We start from the raw sequence: 17065 nt of genomic DNA on the forward strand, positions 1-17065 counted from the left end.
CGGGCCATGAGCACGGAACGCAATAATAAGCGCACTTCAGTGGGTGTGCGAAGCATGTCCGCCCGGCTGGCCCGCAGTCTGACCGGTACCCGGGGGAAAACCAACCCGGTGCTGGCACCGTTGCTGAGTATTCACCGGCAGTTCCACTCCCGCGCCGATGCGGAGCTACTCGGACGTGCCTATAACACCGCCGAACGTCTCCATGAAGGTGTCTTCCGTAAATCCGGTGATCCTTATATCACCCATCCGCTCGCGGTGGCAACGATCGCCGCAGAGATCGGCATGGACACGACGACGCTGGTGGCGGCCCTGCTGCACGACACGGTGGAGGACACCGATTACAGCCTGGCTGACCTGACCGCCGATTTCGGGGAAGAGGTCACCCGCCTGGTGGATGGGGTGACCAAGCTGGACAAGGTCGCCCTCGGGGCGGCCGCCGAGGCTGAGACCATCCGCAAGATGATTGTGGCGATGAGCCAGGATCCCCGCGTGTTGGTGATCAAGGTCGCCGACCGGCTGCACAATATGCGCACCATGCGCTTCCTGCCGCCCGAGAAGCAGGCCAAAAAGGCCCGCCAGACCCTCGAGGTGATCGCCCCGCTGGCACATCGCCTGGGCATGGCCAGCATCAAATGGGAACTTGAGGATCTCTCCTTCGCGATCCTCTACCCGAAGAAATACGATGAGATAGTCCGGCTGGTTGCTGATCGTGCCCCCTCGCGTGATCGTTATCTCAAGGACATCATCGATCAGGTGCAGGGATCGCTACGGGAGAACTCGATCCCCGCGGAGGTGATGGGACGGCCGAAGCACTATTGGTCGATCTACCAGAAGATGATCGTCCGGGGCCGTGAGTTCGACGAGATCTTCGACCTGGTGGGCATCCGTATCCTGGTGGAAAACATCAACAACTGTTATGCCGCCATCGGTGTGGTCCATTCGCTGTTCTCCGCGATGCCGGGTCGCTTCAAGGACTACATCTCCGCACCGCGCTTCGGGGTGTACCAGTCGCTGCACACCACGGTGATGATCCCCGGGGGCAAGCCCCTGGAGGTTCAGGTGCGCACCCATGAGATGCACTACAACGCCGAGTTCGGTATTGCCGCGCACTGGCGTTATAAGGAGACCAAGGGACATAACTCCGGGGATGCTGCCGAGATCGATCAGATGTCCTGGATGCGGCAGTTGTTGGATTGGCAGAAGGAGGCCGCGGACCCGAATGAGTTCCTCGACTCCCTGCGCTATGACCTGACCGCCAAGCAGATCTTCGTGTTCACGCCCAAGGGCGATGTGGTCAACCTGCCGGTGGATTCCACTCCGGTGGACTTCGCCTATACCGTTCACACCGAGGTTGGCCACCGCTGCATCGGCGCCAAGATCAACGGCAAGCTGGTAGCTCTTGAGTCCAAGCTGAAATCCGGTGACCGGGTGGAGATCTTCACCTCCAAGGACGCCAACGCTGGGCCCTCGCGCGATTGGCAGGACTTCGTGGTATCGCCGCGGGCGAAAGCCAAGATCCGGCAGTGGTTCGCCAAGGAGCGCCGCGAAGAGCACCTCGAGGCTGGCCGGGACTCCCTGGCTGCGGCGGTGCAGCGCGGAGGCCTGCCGATGCACCGACTGCTCACCGCTCAATCGATGAAAGCGGTGGCCAGCGAGCTGCACTATCCGGATGTCGATGCGCTCTATACCGCCATCGGTTCCGGATCGGTCTCTGCCCAGCATGTCGCCCACCGGCTCATGGCCGCCTTCGGGGATCAGGATGATGCCGAAGACGCGCTCGTTGACCGCACTCCTTTCTCCGAGATCATCAGCTCGCGCAGTCGCATCAGCGAAGGCGCCGGCGTGCTGGTGGAGGGCAGTCCGGATGTGCTGGCCAAACTGGCCAAGTGCTGCCAGCCGGTGCCCGGGGATGAGATTTTTGGCTTCGTCACCCGCGGCGGGGGAGTTTCCGTCCACCGCATCGACTGCACCAACGCCGATAAACTGAAGGAAGAACCGGCCCGATTGATCAGTGTCGCTTGGGAGACAGAGGGCTCAAATGCCTCTGCCTTTGCGGCAACCCTGCAGGTTGAGGCGCTGGACCGCTCAGGGTTGCTCTTCGAGCTGACGCGGGTGATCAGTGAGCTCAAGCTCTCTGTCATTGAGATGAATTCCCAGGCCTCGGAGGACCGCATCGCGGTGATCCGTTTCACCTTCTCGGTCTCCGACACCAAACAGCTGGGCTCGTTGATGACGACGCTGCGCAACACGGAAGGTGTCTTTGACATCTACCGCGTGCAGAACTAGCAGCAGGCCAAGACCAGTAGATCAGGACCGGCTGGCGGCAGGGGAGAGGTAGCGGTTGGCTCTTTCCCTGCGGTGTCGCCCGGAGTGCGGGTGGTTCCCGGGGTGATTCATCAGCGAGGGATCTCCGCCTCCAATAGACTGTGTTTTCATGCGTCAGTCCTATGCTTCCGCGCTCGCCCCCGATGGTTCTGCCATCGCCTATATCGTCCGTGACGGGGGCTACCCCTATGCGGTGCGCGCCAAGTTGGGGGAGTCGGGGCTCGGTGCTGAGGAGATCGTGCCACTGCCCATTGCAGACCGTGGCTCAGTGACAAAAGTGCTCTACTCCCCGGACGGCCAGTGGATCGCCTGCGAGGGGTCCCCGAAGGGAAGTGAGCGCCTGGTGACCTGGGTGGTTCCCGCCGACGGGAATTTCACAGATGTCGCGGAGGCCAAGATTCTGCATACCCAGGCAGACGTCCTGACCACTTTGGTGGAGTGGGACGGGGCCTTCTTGGCGATGAACGCAGTGACCAGTAACGGCGTGACAGAGGCCAGGCTGGTGGATCCGCGCAACAGCACCATGGAGGTGTTGGATCGACGCACCGACAGCCTGCTCATCGCCGCGGAACAACGACACGCCCTGATGCGGGTGGGGCCGCGCGGTAGCCGGGAGCTGCTGCTGGTCACCCCAGAGGGGAAGTGGTTGCCGCTGCTGCCGCCGGATCCGGGGTCCATTACCGAGGCCGGCACCTTTCTCTCCGATCCGGGGGAGGATGATCTGGCGGTCATTGTCTGCACCGACCACAATGGTGAACGCCGCCGGGTGGTGCGGCTGGGGATCACCGATGACCAGGTCACCGAGACCGAACTGATCACCAATGGCGATGCCGAGGTCGATGAGTTCGTGATCAGTGAGGATCTCTCCACCGCTGCGGTGCTGTGGAATTTGGCAGGTATCTCTGCCCTGGAACTGCTGGCGCTGGCGCCGGACCAGTCGATCACCATGCGGCGCACTGTGGAACTTGATGGCATGGTGGCTTCGGCACTGTCTATCACCGATGATGGCTTGCTGCTTTCGCTGACCGTGGAGGGCCCGAATCTCCCACCGACGGTGGAGGTCATCGTCACCGACCTCGGCCACCTGGAACATCTGCGTCCCCGGGAGGATCTGGCGCTGCGGATCCCACCCCGGGAGCATCTGGAACCGGAGTTGGTGCACTATACCGCCCGGGACGGACTCGAACTTTCCGGCTGGCTTTACCAGGGACTGCAGTCGGAAGCGGAAGGCGAGGAGGGGGGCGTTCCGCAGCCGACCTATATTCACCTCCACGGCGGCCCTGAGGGGCAGTCCCGCCCCATCAACCATGATGTGCTCACCGCGCTCATTGATTCCGGAGTCACCGTCTTCACCCCGAATATCCGTGGTTCCAAGGGATCAGGGCGAAAATTCCAGCACGCCGATGACCGTTACGGCCGTTTTGCCGCCATCAATGATGTGGCGGACACCGCTGCCTTCCTCATCGACGCCGGAGTGTCGGATCCAGCGCGGCTGGCGCTCGGGGGACGCAGCTATGGCGGCTATCTCTCGCTGATGGTGGCGGCACGGTACCCGGAGTTGTTCGCCGGCATCATCGACGCCTGTGGCATGACCAGTTTCCGGACCTACTTCCGGAGCACCGAGCCCTGGCTGGCCAGTGGGGCCTATCCCAAGTACGGCTACCCGATGCATGATGCGGAACTGCTGATGGCCATTTCCCCGCTCTACCTGGCAAATCAGATCCGGACCCCGGTGCTTTTCCTACATGGGGAGTGGGACAGTGCCGTCCCGCCGAAGGAGTCCCGGCAAATGCAACAGGCCCTGGCACGGCGTGGCGTGGACACCACCTTTGTGTTGGTTCCGGGGGAGGGGCACCAATTTGTCAAGCCCCGCAGCCGCAAGCTCATCGCCGAGGCCATGCTGGAGTTCCTGTGCAAACAGGGCTTGAGCAGCACCATTGATCTGGGACGTTTCCAGCCCCCGTCAGTGCTGTCCGCAGAGACCATGGCGGAGCCGCTTGACGACGCCGCGGGGGAGGGCGATGCGGCAGAGGATCAACCCGTGCCGAACGGGGGCACTCATGTGGTGATCCGCAAGGGGCGGGGTTTTCAATGGCTGGAGAACCGCTGATCAGCTAAGCCCCAGGTTAATGGTGCTATGAATAATCCTTTACGGGGAATGAATCTTTGACATCTCCTAAGTGAACCTGCAGGTGAAACTGAGAGGCTCCTCAATCTCGCACTGCAGAGCGGGTGAATATTCATTATGAACTTAAGGGTAGATCATTATTCCCACTGTAAGTTTCAGGAGCATTTCCGTGAAGAAGAACTCCCGCCCCGGTCGTTTCCGGAGCACCGCCACCGCGGTTGCCACCGCCAGCGCTCTGGCCATCTGCCTGGCACCGAACGCCCTCGCCCAGGACAACGAGAACGAGATCACCTTCTCTGTCTCGAATATCACCGATTTCCACGGACACCTCGAGCAGACCTCCGACGACGCCGGAGTCGTTGATGCCGGTGCCGCCGCCGTCACCGCCCAGGTTGATGCCCTGCGCGCTGAAGCTGCTGCAGCGGGCTCCACCCACATCCACACCACCTCCGGTGACAACGTCGGCGGATCTGCCTTCACCTCGGCCCTGCTCAATGATGAGCCGACCCTGGACGCCCTCAACGCCATGGGCGTGGACTACTCCGCAGTGGGTAACCACGAGTTCGACCAGGGTGTTGAAGACCTTCAGGATCGCATCATCCCGGGTTCGGAGTACCCGATCCTCGGCGCCAACGTCGTTGATGCCGATGGTGCTCCCATCCTGGAGGAGTACAAGATCCAGGAGATCACGAACGATAAGGGCGAGTCCATCGACGTGGCCTTCATCGGCACCGTCACCGAGCAGACCGCCAACAAGGTCTCCCCGGCCGCTGTGGAGGGCATCACCTTCCAGGACCCGGAGGAAGTCACCAACCGCATCGCCGCTGAGCTCTCTGATGGCAACGATGCCAACGGCGAAGCTGATGTGGTCATCGCGCTGTTCCATGAGGACGGTGCCACCAGCAACTTCTCCGATGATGTCGATGCCGCCTTCGCCGGTGACTCCCACCTGCAGTATCAGAGCCCCGCGGGATCCACCCCGGTCGTCGTCCAGGCCCTCGAGTATGGCCAGCTGATGGCCAACCTCGACTTCACCGTCGACGCTGCCACCGGTGATGTGGTCTCCATCGAGCCGAAGTTCTTCTCTGCCGCTGAGATGGCTGCACTGGAGCCGAACACTGAGGTGGCCGGTATCGTCGCCGGTGCCAAGGCGCAGGCTGACATCGAAGGTGCCAAGGTGGTCGCCGACCTGGACTATGGCTTCACCCGTGGTGATCGCAATGGAGAGTCTGGATCCAACCGCGGCATCGAATCCACGCTGAACAACCTCATTGCTGAGGCCCAGCGTTCCCAGATGTCTGAGTTCACTGGTCAGGACATCGACCTGGGATTGATGAACGCTGGCGGTGTCCGCGCCGACCTGGCAGCTGGCGAGGTCACCTACGCTGAGGCCTTTGCGGTCCAGCCTTTCGGCAACGATGTCGGATATGGCACCTTGACCGGTGCTGACATCCTTGAAGCACTTGAGCAGCAGTGGCAGGATCCGGAGGGCGGCCGCCCGCGTCTGGCATTGGGTGTCTCCGATAACTTCTCCTATAGCTATGATCCGACCGCAGCACAGGGGCAGCGCATCATTCAGGCCACGATCAACGGCACCCCGATTGATCCGGCAGCAGAGTACACCGTCGCCGCTTCCACCTTCCTCTTCGAAGGAGGCGATGGTTTCACCGCACTGGCCAACACACCGAAGTTCAACAACGTCGGTGTCATGGACGTCCAGATGTTCATCGACTACCTGTCCGAGACTGAAAACGTACAGCCCCGCTGGACCCAGAGTGCCATTGGCATCAGCGTGGAAGGCGAGCTGACCCCGGGTTCCGAGGTCACCATCAATCTCGAGTCCCTGGCGTATTCCCAGAACCCGACCGCCACTGAGGTCACCGTCCAGATCGGTGATGCCGTTGCGACGGCCCCGATTGACACCGAGGTTGTCGATGAGGGCTACGGTTCCACCGGCAAGGCACAGGTCAGCATGACGATTCCAGATGACTTCACCGGAGATTTCAGCGATATCATCGTGACCACCGATGCGGGAGTCCCGGAATCTCCCGTTGAGCGGCCTGCTGAAGGTTCCTCCGAGGGTGGCTTCCTTGCCGCCGCACTGGCAGCAGTTGCCGCCATCGCTGGTGCATTGGGTCTGGCCAACGTCTTCTCCGGCGGCCAGTTCTTCACGGATATTCAGGCCAACATCCAGCGCGAAATCAATCGCTTCCTTGGCTAGCAGTTACCATCAGGTGGCTGGCTGAAATTAGCGCCACCCGTAGAAGCTTTCACCCCCCACGTTGCTCCCTGCGAGCCGCGTGGGGGCTTTCGCATGCCGGGGTAGTCAATGGGGCAGAGCCGGTGAGAAGCGAGAGTAACTCCGTCCGGTGGTGGTCCGAGTAGGGGAGCTCGCGCGGTCTCCGGGGGAGAGGGCTCCGCTCCATTGCGGGGCTGGGCAGGGTCAAGACTGCTGATTCTCTGACCACCCAGAAACCTCAGCATGCCCATTGGAGAGGCGACCCTGAGGTAATCCCAGTCGAACTGCGCTTAAGGGAATGGGCCCCACAGTGGTTCACGGCGGTGCGCGCTCTTATTCCAGGCGCGCAAAAGCCACCGCGCGATAGGCGATGGCTTTGGGTGCTGCTGATTCTCGTGGCGTTGTCTCCTGGGGAGAACCAGCCGATGAGCTGTCGCGGAGTCAGACTCCGGACGTTCTTAGTTCATGCGCTCCGCAAAGATGAAGACGGTGGAGAGTGCACCGATGATGGCGGTGAACACTGCGATCCAGTCGCGGATAGCGGAAGCCTTCAGCTTGCCGTCGTCATCAGAGGAGCCAGCCATGAACTCATCGGAGGAGGACTGCTCGACCTCGGGGTCCTCGACCTCAGGCTCAGCGGTGACCGTAACGGTGCTGGTTTCCTTGGTGGAGGTTTCCTCGGTGCTGGTTTCCTCGGCGGAGGACTCCTGTGCGGAGGTTACAACTGTGGAGGAATCCACGGCGGAGGCCGGGGCAACCAGGACGCCGGAAATGAGGGCAGCGGAGGTGGCTGCTGCGACAAGGCTCTTGCGGGAGAACAGCTTCATGGAGAATCAGATCCTTCTTCGGGAATCAATGGAGACGAATCAGACACTAATCATAAAGCAAGTGTTCCGCAACCCGTTCACTGATCTTTCTTAGGGTGTTCTGCGTGCTTCTACCTGCAGAAACATTCGTTTGGGTTGAAAATAGAGGACTTTCTCACACCGAGAACCGCTCCCCTTCATGTGTTTGAGCCTCATTGGTCACAGCCGGAGTTAATTCCACACTAATTTCTCTTGAATTCTCGCAAAAAGGACTCGAAAGGTGAGCCGGTGTCAGATCCGGGTGAGTTAACCGGGGGATAGGTGAATGAAAAAGTCGCTTCCCCCAAAACCTTGGGGGAAGCGACTGTGTAGAGGACTCAGGTCTTAAGCGACCGAGGCTTCTATAATCCGGATTTCTTCGGCCGGAGCGCCATCGGCAGCCCCGCCCTCAACGCCGGTTTCAGCAATGGTGTCCAGGGTGGCCAGGCCTTCTTCGCTGATCTGGCCGAAGTAGGTGTACTGCGGGGGCAGCGGAGAGTCCTGGTAGTTGAGGAAGAACTGGGAGCCGTTGGTGTCGGGACCGGAGTTGGCCATGGCGATGGAGCCACGCGGGTAGATCACCGGGGAAGCGGTGTCGGTGGCCTCATCGGTCGGGTACTCATTGGCGAACTGAAAGCCTGGGCCGCCGGTACCGGTGCCGGTCGGATCGCCGCACTGCAGCACGAAGATGCCGGAGGTGGTCAGCCGGTGGCAGACGGTGTCATCGAAGTAGTCGGTGGCCGCCAGGTGCTCCATCGCGTTGACGGTGCAGGGGGCGACGGTGCGGTCCAGCTCCATCCCGATGGGTCCCTGGTTGGTGTCCAGGTTGACGGTGACGGTGCCGGTGGTGGAGACGTTCTCGGTCTCGCCCGGTGCGCTCACGCCTTCGGGAGCTTCACCGGAAGGCTCATAGGTGCAGGACACGGTCTCCGGCAGGGCTTCCGCGCGGCTCATGGCCAGTAGCTGCATCTCAGGGGTCTCGGTGGTCTGCTCGGTGGAGGTCTCTTCTGCGATGATCTCCTCCTCACCGGTCTGGGTGGCGGCGAACCAGATGCCGCCGACCACTACGACGATGGCGCCGGCTGCCGCGATGACGGTCTTGAGCGGTCCGGACTTTTCTTTCCGGTCCCGGCTCTTGAGTGACTTATCCAGCTGGTCGAGTGCCTGCTCGCCGCGCTCCTTGTTAGTGCTCAACTTTGAAGTTCCCTTGTCTGCCGTGTCGGTGGACTATCACGATGATCTCGAACATACGCCGCTGGTTCGGACTGCAGTGTGCAGCACCGGAAGTGGGATATGAGGTCATCGGCTCCGCATTATTGTAGCGGTCCACTTGTGATCTGGCCCCGCAGGTCAACCCCAGTCAGGCTCTCGGGGAAACCATTCGGGGTGGTACGTGCTCCGCGCCCTGTGGCAGAGGAGGAAAAAGATACCTATCCTGGCTGTCATGGCAACCACTAACTTTCAGAATGATCCCACCCAGACCTCCGGCGAGCTGCCGAAGGTCGGCGACACCCTTCCCGATTTCACCCTGGTCGGTACCGACCTGGCGGAGTTTTCCGCCGGTGAATTCTCCGGCAAGCGTGTTGTGCTGAACATCTTCCCTTCCGTGGACACCGGTGTCTGCGCCTCCTCGGTCCGCAAGTTCAATGAGCTGGCTGCTGACCTGGAGAACACCGCAGTGCTGAGCATCTCCCACGACCTGCCTTTCGCACTGGGCCGCTTCTGCGGCGCCGAGGGCATCGAGAATGTCACCTCCGGCTCCGCCTTCCGCACTTCCTTCGGCGAGGACCTGGGCCTGGTGCTCGAGGGTTCCCCGCTGAAGGGTCTGCTGGCCCGCTCCGTGATCATCGCTGATGAAGCCGGCAAGGTCACCCATGTCGAGCTGGTCCCGGAGATCACCACCGAGCCGGATTACGACGCCGCTCTCGCAGCGCTGAAGTAGGACTCAGGACCGCAACCCACGGGGCGTCGACAAGCGCCGCCGGGCCGGGCCGTTAAACTCGGGGCATGCAGATCTCGGGTTTCGCCGCCGGCCCCTACCAGACCAATTGCTACCTGCTCCATAATGAGGGGCAGGTGGTGGTCATCGATCCCGGCATGCACACGCATGACCGGGTGCTCGAGTTTCTCCGGGAGACCGCGGGCACGCTGAGCAAGATCGTGCTCACCCACGGCCACATCGATCACACCCGCGATGCCGGGCAGCTGGCCCGCCGACTGAATGCCCCGGTCTATATTCACCCTGAGGATGCCTTCATGCTGGAAGGTGAACGTGGGGTCTCTGAGAACGCCCGGGTTCTCTTCGATTCCGCGAACATGACCCCCATCGAGGACCTCCGGGAATTCCACGGGGGAGAACAGATCAACCTCGCAGGCATGGATTTCGAGATCAGTCACGCGCCGGGTCATTCTCCCGGGTCGGTGCTGCTGCACACCCCGGAGATCTGTTTCTCCGGCGATGTTCTCTTCAAGGGCGCGATCGGCAGAACCGATTTTCCGGACTCGGATCCGGCAGCCATGACGGCCTCGCTGCGGGGGCCGGTGTTGGCGATGGGGGATCAGGTTCAGGTCCTGCCCGGTCATGGTGCGGCGACGACGATGCGGGCGGAACGGCTGGGCAACCCCTTTCTGCAGGGTCTGACTCCGGCCTAGACCGGTGCTCACGCTAAAGTTGTCCGGGTGAGCGATAAGCAGAAGTTTCAGGCCCTGTCCGCCCCGAAGGGTGTCCCGGACTATGTTCCCCCGGCGTCCCCGAAGTTCCTCGCGGTGCGCGAGACCTTCACCACCCAGGCCCGGCTGGCCGGTTACCAACATATCGAGCTGCCGATCTTTGAGGACACCACGCTCTTCGCGCGTGGTGTCGGCGAGTCCACCGATGTGGTCAGCAAGGAGATGTACACCTTCGCCGACCGCGGTGACCGTTCCGTCACGCTGCGGCCCGAAGGTACCGCCGGTGTCGTGCGCTCGGTGATCGAGCACAACCTGGATCGCGGACAGCTGCCGATCAAACTCAACTATGCGGGTCCGTTCTTCCGCTATGAGCGCCCGCAGGCCGGCCGCTACCGTCAGCTGCAGCAGGTCGGCGTCGAGGCCATCGGTATTGATGATCCGGCCTTGGACGCCGAGATCGTCGCCCTGGCGGACCGGAGCTTCCGCAGTCTGGGCCTGTCCCAGTTCCGGCTGGAGCTGACGAGCCTGGGTGATGAGCACTGCCGCCCGGCATACCGTCAGAAGCTCCAGGACTTCCTCTTCGCCCTGCCGCTGGATGAGGAAACCCGCCAGCGCGCGGAGATTAACCCGTTGCGTGTGCTCGATGACAAACGCCCGGAGGTGCGGGAGTTGACCGCTGAGGCCCCGCTGATGCTCGACCACCTCTGTGCGGACTGCCGTGAGCACTTCGAGACCGTCACCGGTCTCCTCGATGACATGGGTGTGCCCTATGAGATCAACTCCCGCATGGTCCGCGGCCTGGATTATTACACCAAGACCTGCTTCGAGTTCGTCCACGATGGCCTCGGCGCGCAGTCCGGCATCGGCGGCGGCGGGCGTTATGACGGCCTGATGGCACAGCTCGGCGGTCAGGACCTCTCCGGCATCGGTTATGGCCTCGGCGTCGACCGCACCCTACTGGCCCTCGAGGCTGAGGGTGTGGAGCTCACCGACTTCGGGGTGGACCGCCGCGTCGATGTCTACGGTGTCGCCCTCGGCGGAGAGGCCAAGAAGGCGATGGCCGGGCTGATCAACCGTCTGCGTAGTGCCGGCATCTCCACGGACATGGCCTATGGCGACCGTGGTTTGAAGGGGGCGATGAAGGGCGCGGACCGCGCCCACGCCAAGTTCGCGCTGGTGCTGGGGGACCAGGAGCTGGCAGGTGGCACCGTCGCGGTGAAGAACCTGGAGCAGCACTCTCAGGAGGAGGTGGCCCTGGATCAGGTGCTCGAGCACCTTCGGGCTGCCTTGAGCTAGTTCTCCATGAGTGAAGCCGGCCCCGGGGCGGTCTCCCTGAATCGGGAGGCTACCACGGGGCTCTGGTCTCGTTGGATGGGGTCTTGCCGGATGGCTAAGCTGCCGGCCTGCCGCGCTACTCCACTCAACAGCGCTGCTTCACTCAACAGCGCTGCTCCTCAACCGCCGAGCATTACTGCGGTGAGCGGACCTCGGTGAGGGGTTCGCGCAGGTGGCCTTCGACCACCTGCCGGACCTCATCGGTCTCGGGGGTGGAGAGGTAGCGCTCGAAACTGTCATCAAGTTCCTGGATCCACTCGGTGTGGTGGCGGGCGGACAGGGTGCCGGTGATCACGGAGCGGTAGACCGCATTGCGGTAGCCCATGATGTCCCGCTTCTTGTCCAGCGTCCAACCCTTGAGAATCTTGGCGACCTCATGGAGATCAAACATCGGGTAGTCGGTCTGCTTGATCAGATCTCGGACATAGTCCGTCTGGAAGTCGATCTCATCGGCGGCATCCTTGAGTCCCCGGAAGCGATTGAGCCAGCTGTCGATATGGGCTCGCTGCTCTTCCGCGTCCGGCAGACTGATCCGGCCGAGGATGATATCTCGGACAAACCAGGCCTGGGCGTCAAACATGTTGAAGGTCAGCCACTGGTCCTGGGCACCGAGGTAGAACAGGCGGTTGTTCGCCGCTGAGACGACACCGCGGTAGAGGTGATCGGGATAGAGGTTATTGGGGGAGTTCAATGCCAGATCAGCGGGCAGGTAGGGGTAGTGGTGAAGGTAGCCGGTGCACAGGATGATGGCGTCGAAATTGCGGGTGACACCATTACTGAAGGTGACTTGGGTGCCCTCGATCGCTACAACTAGCGGCTGCTCTTCCATCTCTTCGGGCCAGTCATAGCCCATGGGCCGGGAACGGTAGCTCAGGGTCACCGAGCGGGCCCCCATCTTGTAGGCCTGGGAACCGATGTCTTCGGCGGAGTAGCTGGCACCGATCATCAGGACATTCCGGTCCGCAAGGTTCTCTGCCCCGCGGAAATCATGGGCGTGGATGACCTGGCCGGGGAAGGTTTCGATGCCCTGAAAGGAAGGAACATTCGGGAAGGTGAAGTGGCCGGAGCCGACGATGACATAGTCGAACTCGCTGGTCTCCGTCTCACCGGTGCGCAGGTTCTCCACGGTCACCGAGAAGGTCTCGCTCGCCGGGTGATAGTCCACCCAGCGGACCACGGTGGCGAAGCGGACGAGATCCTTGACCCGGGAATCCTTCAGTCGGCCGTTGATATAATCCCAGAGCACCTCACGCGGCGGGTAGGAGGAGATAGGGCGGCCGAAGTGCTCATCGAAGGTGTAGTCAGCGAATTCCAGGACCTCCTTGGGCCCATTAGACCAGAGGTTGCGGTACATGGAGGAGTGGACCGGTTCACCGTATTGGTCGGTGCCGGTGCGCCAGCTGTAGTTCCACTGGCCACCCCAATCGTCCTGCTTTTCAAAGCAGACGATCTCGGGAATATCCGCCCCGCGCTGCTGGGCAGATTCACATGCCCGGAGGAAAGCCATGCCGCTGGGTCCGGCTCCGATTACTGCAATCCGATCGCTCATTTAAACCTTTCCGGCCACTTCGGTGGCCTGAGGTGCCCCGCGTGATGCCCCATGGGAGGCCCAGCCATCAATCGACTGGCCACTGGCACCCTGCCAGTTCACGTGCACCTCGTCCAACGTCAGCCCGGTCGTTCCGCGCGACGTCAATCATGTCCTCGGCCCATAATCCTGGGGCCCGATCATGCGAACCGGATATCTCTCACCGGTGGCGCGGAACTATGGATCCGCACAGGTAGTGGTCACCGTGCCAGGTATCTCCGCAGCCGCTGGAGCCGCCCTGCAGTCTCTGAAAAGACGCGGGCGTGATGGTCGGGAGAATCCAGGGACGGGGCAGTAACGCTCACCCCCGTGTACCGGGATTCCGATTCGCAACAAATGTAGATACTGGCACACATTAGTTTATGGTCACGTCGCTGTGCTGCGTAAATGTCTCGTTAAGAGGTGGGGGGAGTGCAGGGCGGGGGTAATTCTCTCATTAATTTTTGAGGAATGATCATCCCTGATCGGGAGGGCGGAAAACTCCCCCGGACCCAGCTCGGGGCGGGGCCGGGGGAGCGGCGTCGTCAAGCGGGAGCGGTGTTCAGCACTCCGTGAAGGACACCGGCAGACCGATGTTCACCGCGAGCCCTCCCAGGGAGGTTTCCTTGTATTTGGTGAGCATGTCGCGACCGGTTTCGGCCATGGTCCGGATGACATCATCGAGGGTGACACGGTTGGTGCCCTCGCCGAGGCAGGCCAGGCGGGCGGCATTGATGGATTTGACCGCACCAATGGCGTTGCGCTCGATGCAAGGAATCTGTACCAGGCCGCCGACCGGGTCACAGGTCAAGCCGAGGTTGTGCTCGAGGGCGATCTCCGCGGCGTTCTCTACCTGGGCGGGATTGCCGCCGATGATGGCGCACAAACCGGCCGCAGCCATCGCCGAGGCGGATCCGACCTCACCCTGGCAACCGACCTCGGCGCCGGAGATGGAGGCGTTCTGTTTGATGATGATGCCGACAGCCCCGGCGGTGAGGAGAAAAGTATGTATCTTCTCGGCGGTGAAATCCCGGGTGAAATCGCGGGCGTAGTGAAGGACGGCGGGGATGATGCCGGCGGCACCATTGGTCGGGGCGGTGACCACCCGGCCGCCAGCGGCGTTTTGTTCATTGACGGCCAGTGCGTAGAGGTTGACCCATTCCATGGCATCGAGCCCCTCGCCGTGCGGCCGTTTGATGCCGTCCATCAGGCTGTCGAAGACCAGCGGAGCACGGCGTACCACCCCAAGTCCGCCGGGCAGGATTCCGGAGGCGGACATGCCATCTGAGACGGAGACCTTCATGGTGTGCCAGACCTGGTCGAGATGCTCATAGATCGGGGGAATCGTGGAGCCCGCCGGGAGGGGATTCAGGGCCAGTTCATTGGCCAGCACTATCTCGGCGAAGGTCTTTCTTTCCCGGTCGCAGTGGGCCAGCAGTTCCGCTGCGGTACGGAAGGGATAAGGGACCGAGATCTCGCGGTCTGCGGAGGCGGCACCAGCCTTCATGCCGTCACCGGCGAGCTGTTCCGCCAGCTCTTCCGCAGTGAGGATGAAGCCGCCACCGACGGAGAAATATTCGAGGGTATCGCCGAGCTGATCACCGGCGGTATTGAAGGCTCGGAAGATCAGGCCATTGGGATGTTGAGGCAGCGCCTCATTGTTGAAGATAAGGGCATAGTCCAGCTCACCGGCTGGACCTGAGTGGTGGCCTTCGGGGGAAATGCGCTCCCCGGAAGCGGGCTTGGCATCTACGGGGAGGGTGGTGGGTTCATATCCAACCAAACCCAGGATGATGGCGCGGTCAGTGCCGTGGCCATGACCGGTCGCCGCGAGGGAGCCCCGCAGCTCCACCTCGACCCTGGCCGGAAGCTGTGGGCACTGTCTGATGAAGGCGAGGGCGGCGCGCATCGGGCCCACGGTGTGTGAGGAAGAGGGGCCGATGCCGATGCTGAAGAGGTCGGAGACGCTGATCATGGTAAGGGGCCTCCTGGGGCTGTTGAGGGAGGGTGATCTCCCTCAACAGTAGTGCCTAGGAGCCGTCGTAGTCGGCGAGCAATTCAGAGAAGGAGGTGAAGTCCTCTTCCAGATCGGTACCGGACTTTCGATCGCGGGTGGTGGTGCGGGTGATCGGACCCGCCAGCCCGCCGACCACGCCGCTCTGGGCGAGCATGAGCTCAGATAGTTCGGCGGCGGCACGCTGGATCCGGCGCTCCATGTTGGCGCCCTCTGGGCTGCCGAAATCCTCAGTCGCGGCAAAGACCGCGGTGGGCAGGACCCGGGCATGCATGTAGCTCAGCAGCGGGCGCAAGGTGTGATCCAGGACCAGGGAGTGGCGGGCGGTTCCGGCGGTCGCGGCGATGACGGTGGGCATGTCGTTGATGGCTTCATCGTCGAGGACGTCAAAGAACATCTTGAGGAGCCCGGCATAGCTGGCCTTGAACACCGGGGTGACCACAAGCAGGCCGTCTGATTCGCTGACCTGCTGCTTGGCCTCGGTGAGGGCTTCGGAACTGATACCACCGGTGGTCATGGCGTGGGCCAGGTCGATGGCCAGGTTCTTCACCTCGATGACGTTGGTCTCAAGGGCCTCACCGCGGGCGGTGACAGCGGTGTTCACGGCCGCGGAAATCTGGTCGGCCAGGGAGCGGGTCGATGAGGGGTTGGACAGTCCCGCCGAAATGACGGTCAAAGTGGGCATGATCTATGCCTTCCTGAGGGAGATGCTGACGGTGAGAGGGGGCTCGGGGGAGCGAACCTGAGGCGGTTCCTGGCTTTTAGGCCTGATCCTTGCCCGGGCGGACCCGGTGGTGCGGGTTCTCGGGGTCGGCTACCAAGGTGGCATGAGTCGGCGGGTTGGAGGGTACGTGCTCCGGGCGGCGCTCCTCCATGCGGCGGCGGACCTCCGGGACGACCTGGGTGCCGAGGATCTCGATCTGCTTGAGCACGGTCTCCAGGGGCAGGCCGGCGTGGTCCATGAGGAAGAGCTGGCGCTGGTAGTCGCCCACCCAGTCCGCGTGGTCCATGGTGGCTTCGATGACCTGCTCGACGGTGCCGACGGTCAATGGGGTCATGGCGGTGAATTCCTCGAGGGAGGGGCCGTGGCCGTAGACCGGGGCGTTGTCGAAGTAGGGCCGGAACTCCTTCTTGGCCTGTTCCTCGGAGTCAGCGATGTAGACCTGGCCGCCGAGGCCGACGATGGCCTGGTCTGCCTGGCCGTGGCCGTGCTTCTCAAAGCGGCGGCGGTAGGTATCCACCATCTGCGCCGTGTGTTCCTTGTTCCAGAAGATGTTGTTGTGGAAGAAGCCATCGCCGTAGAAGGCTGCCTGCTCGGCGATCTGCACGGAGCGGATGGAGCCGTGCCAGACGAAGGGGGCGACGTCGTCAAGCGGGAAGGGGGTGGAGGTGAAGCCCTGCAGCGGGGTGCGGAACTTGCCCTGCCAGTTCACGTTCTTCTCGCGCCAGAGGCGGCGCAGCAGGTGGTAGTTTTCGATCGCCAGCGGGATGCCCTGACGGATGTCCTGGCCGAACCAGGGGTAGACCGGACCGGTGTTGCCCCGGCCCATGATCAGGTCCACGCGGCCGTTCGACAGGTGCTGCAGGTAGGCGTAATCCTCGGCGATGCGTACCGGGTCGGTGGTGGTGATCAGCGTGGTCGCGGTAGACAGCAGCAGGGTCTCGGTCTTTGCGGCGAGGTAGGACAGCAGCGTCGTGGGATTGGCCGGGGCCACGAAGGGCGGGTTGTGGTGCTGGCCGGTGGCGAAGACATCCAGGCCCACTTCCTCGGCCTTCTGGGCGATCTTGACGGTCGCCTCGATGCGCTCGTGCTCGGTGGGGGTCTGGCCGGTGGTGGGATCGGTGGTGATATCACCGATGGTGAAGATGCCGAACTGCATGATTTACTCCAATGTTCGTGTGATTAACGCTCTTTGTTGTTATGTCAACAACTATAGTCCCA

General features: G+C 62.3%; 12 protein-coding genes. 6 read left to right on the forward strand and 6 right to left on the reverse strand.

Going from position 1 to position 17065, the window contains the following annotated elements:
- The first annotated feature begins 6 nt into the window (after positions 1-6).
- The 3 genes from ACTU46_RS02715 (at position 7) to ACTU46_RS02725 (ending at position 6674) form a co-directional block, all read left to right on the forward strand.
- The gene (locus tag ACTU46_RS02715) at positions 7-2286 is read left to right on the forward strand and encodes a RelA/SpoT family protein (protein ID WP_443378670.1); all 2280 of its coding nucleotides are present in this window, start codon (positions 7-9) and stop codon (positions 2284-2286) included.
- Between the two features lie 148 nt (positions 2287-2434).
- A complete protein-coding gene (locus ACTU46_RS02720) occupies positions 2435-4435 on the forward strand; it encodes an alpha/beta hydrolase family protein (protein ID WP_443378672.1) in 2001 nt (666 codons plus the stop codon).
- 187 nt (positions 4436-4622) lie between these two features.
- Entirely contained in the window at positions 4623-6674 is a 2052-nt protein-coding gene (locus ACTU46_RS02725; protein ID WP_443378674.1) for a bifunctional metallophosphatase/5'-nucleotidase, read from the forward strand.
- Between the two features lie 476 nt (positions 6675-7150).
- Here ACTU46_RS02725 and ACTU46_RS02730 read toward each other — a convergent pair whose 3' ends face one another.
- Together ACTU46_RS02730 and ACTU46_RS02735 are read right to left on the reverse strand one after the other, a co-directional pair.
- Positions 7151-7519: a hypothetical protein gene (locus ACTU46_RS02730; protein ID WP_443378675.1), complete on the reverse strand. Its 369-nt coding sequence runs from the start codon at positions 7517-7519 to the stop codon at positions 7151-7153.
- A 363-nt stretch (positions 7520-7882) separates the two neighbouring features.
- On the reverse strand, positions 7883-8731 hold the full coding sequence (locus ACTU46_RS02735; RefSeq protein ID WP_443378677.1) for a peptidylprolyl isomerase: 849 nt from the start codon (positions 8729-8731) through the stop codon (positions 7883-7885).
- A gap of 250 nt (positions 8732-8981) precedes the next feature.
- Between ACTU46_RS02735 and tpx the strand changes: the two genes are divergently transcribed.
- From tpx to hisS, 3 genes are all read left to right on the forward strand, one after another.
- Positions 8982-9479 carry a thiol peroxidase gene (gene tpx / locus ACTU46_RS02740; protein ID WP_443378679.1) on the forward strand — a complete coding sequence of 166 codons (498 nt, stop codon included), beginning with the start codon at positions 8982-8984 and terminating at the stop codon, positions 9477-9479.
- Between the two features lie 65 nt (positions 9480-9544).
- Positions 9545-10189 carry an MBL fold metallo-hydrolase gene (locus ACTU46_RS02745; protein ID WP_443378681.1) on the forward strand — a complete coding sequence of 215 codons (645 nt, stop codon included), beginning with the start codon at positions 9545-9547 and terminating at the stop codon, positions 10187-10189.
- A gap of 27 nt (positions 10190-10216) precedes the next feature.
- Positions 10217-11503: a histidine--tRNA ligase gene (hisS, locus tag ACTU46_RS02750; RefSeq protein ID WP_443378683.1), complete on the forward strand. Its 1287-nt coding sequence runs from the start codon at positions 10217-10219 to the stop codon at positions 11501-11503.
- A 172-nt stretch (positions 11504-11675) separates the two neighbouring features.
- On the opposite strand, the gene ACTU46_RS02755 is transcribed toward hisS, so the two are convergent.
- The 4 genes from ACTU46_RS02755 to ACTU46_RS02770 all read right to left on the reverse strand — a co-directional run bounded on the left by ACTU46_RS02755 (position 11676) and on the right by ACTU46_RS02770 (position 17003).
- Positions 11676-13091, reverse strand: coding sequence for an NAD(P)-binding domain-containing protein (locus ACTU46_RS02755; protein ID WP_443378685.1), 1416 nt, complete (start codon positions 13089-13091; stop codon positions 11676-11678).
- Positions 13092-13671: 580 nt separating this feature from the next.
- The gene (locus ACTU46_RS02760; protein WP_443378687.1) at positions 13672-15084 is read right to left on the reverse strand and encodes an L-serine ammonia-lyase; all 1413 of its coding nucleotides are present in this window, start codon (positions 15082-15084) and stop codon (positions 13672-13674) included.
- 55 nt (positions 15085-15139) lie between these two features.
- Entirely contained in the window at positions 15140-15808 is a 669-nt protein-coding gene (locus ACTU46_RS02765) for an FMN reductase (protein WP_443378689.1), read from the reverse strand.
- Positions 15809-15884: 76 nt separating this feature from the next.
- Positions 15885-17003, reverse strand: coding sequence for a CE1758 family FMN-dependent luciferase-like monooxygenase (locus tag ACTU46_RS02770; protein WP_443378691.1), 1119 nt, complete (start codon positions 17001-17003; stop codon positions 15885-15887).
- Between the last annotated feature and the right edge of the window lie 62 nt (positions 17004-17065).

It is taken from the genome of Corynebacterium sp. A21 (assembly GCF_052266655.1).
Taxonomy (GTDB): domain Bacteria; phylum Actinomycetota; class Actinomycetes; order Mycobacteriales; family Mycobacteriaceae; genus Corynebacterium.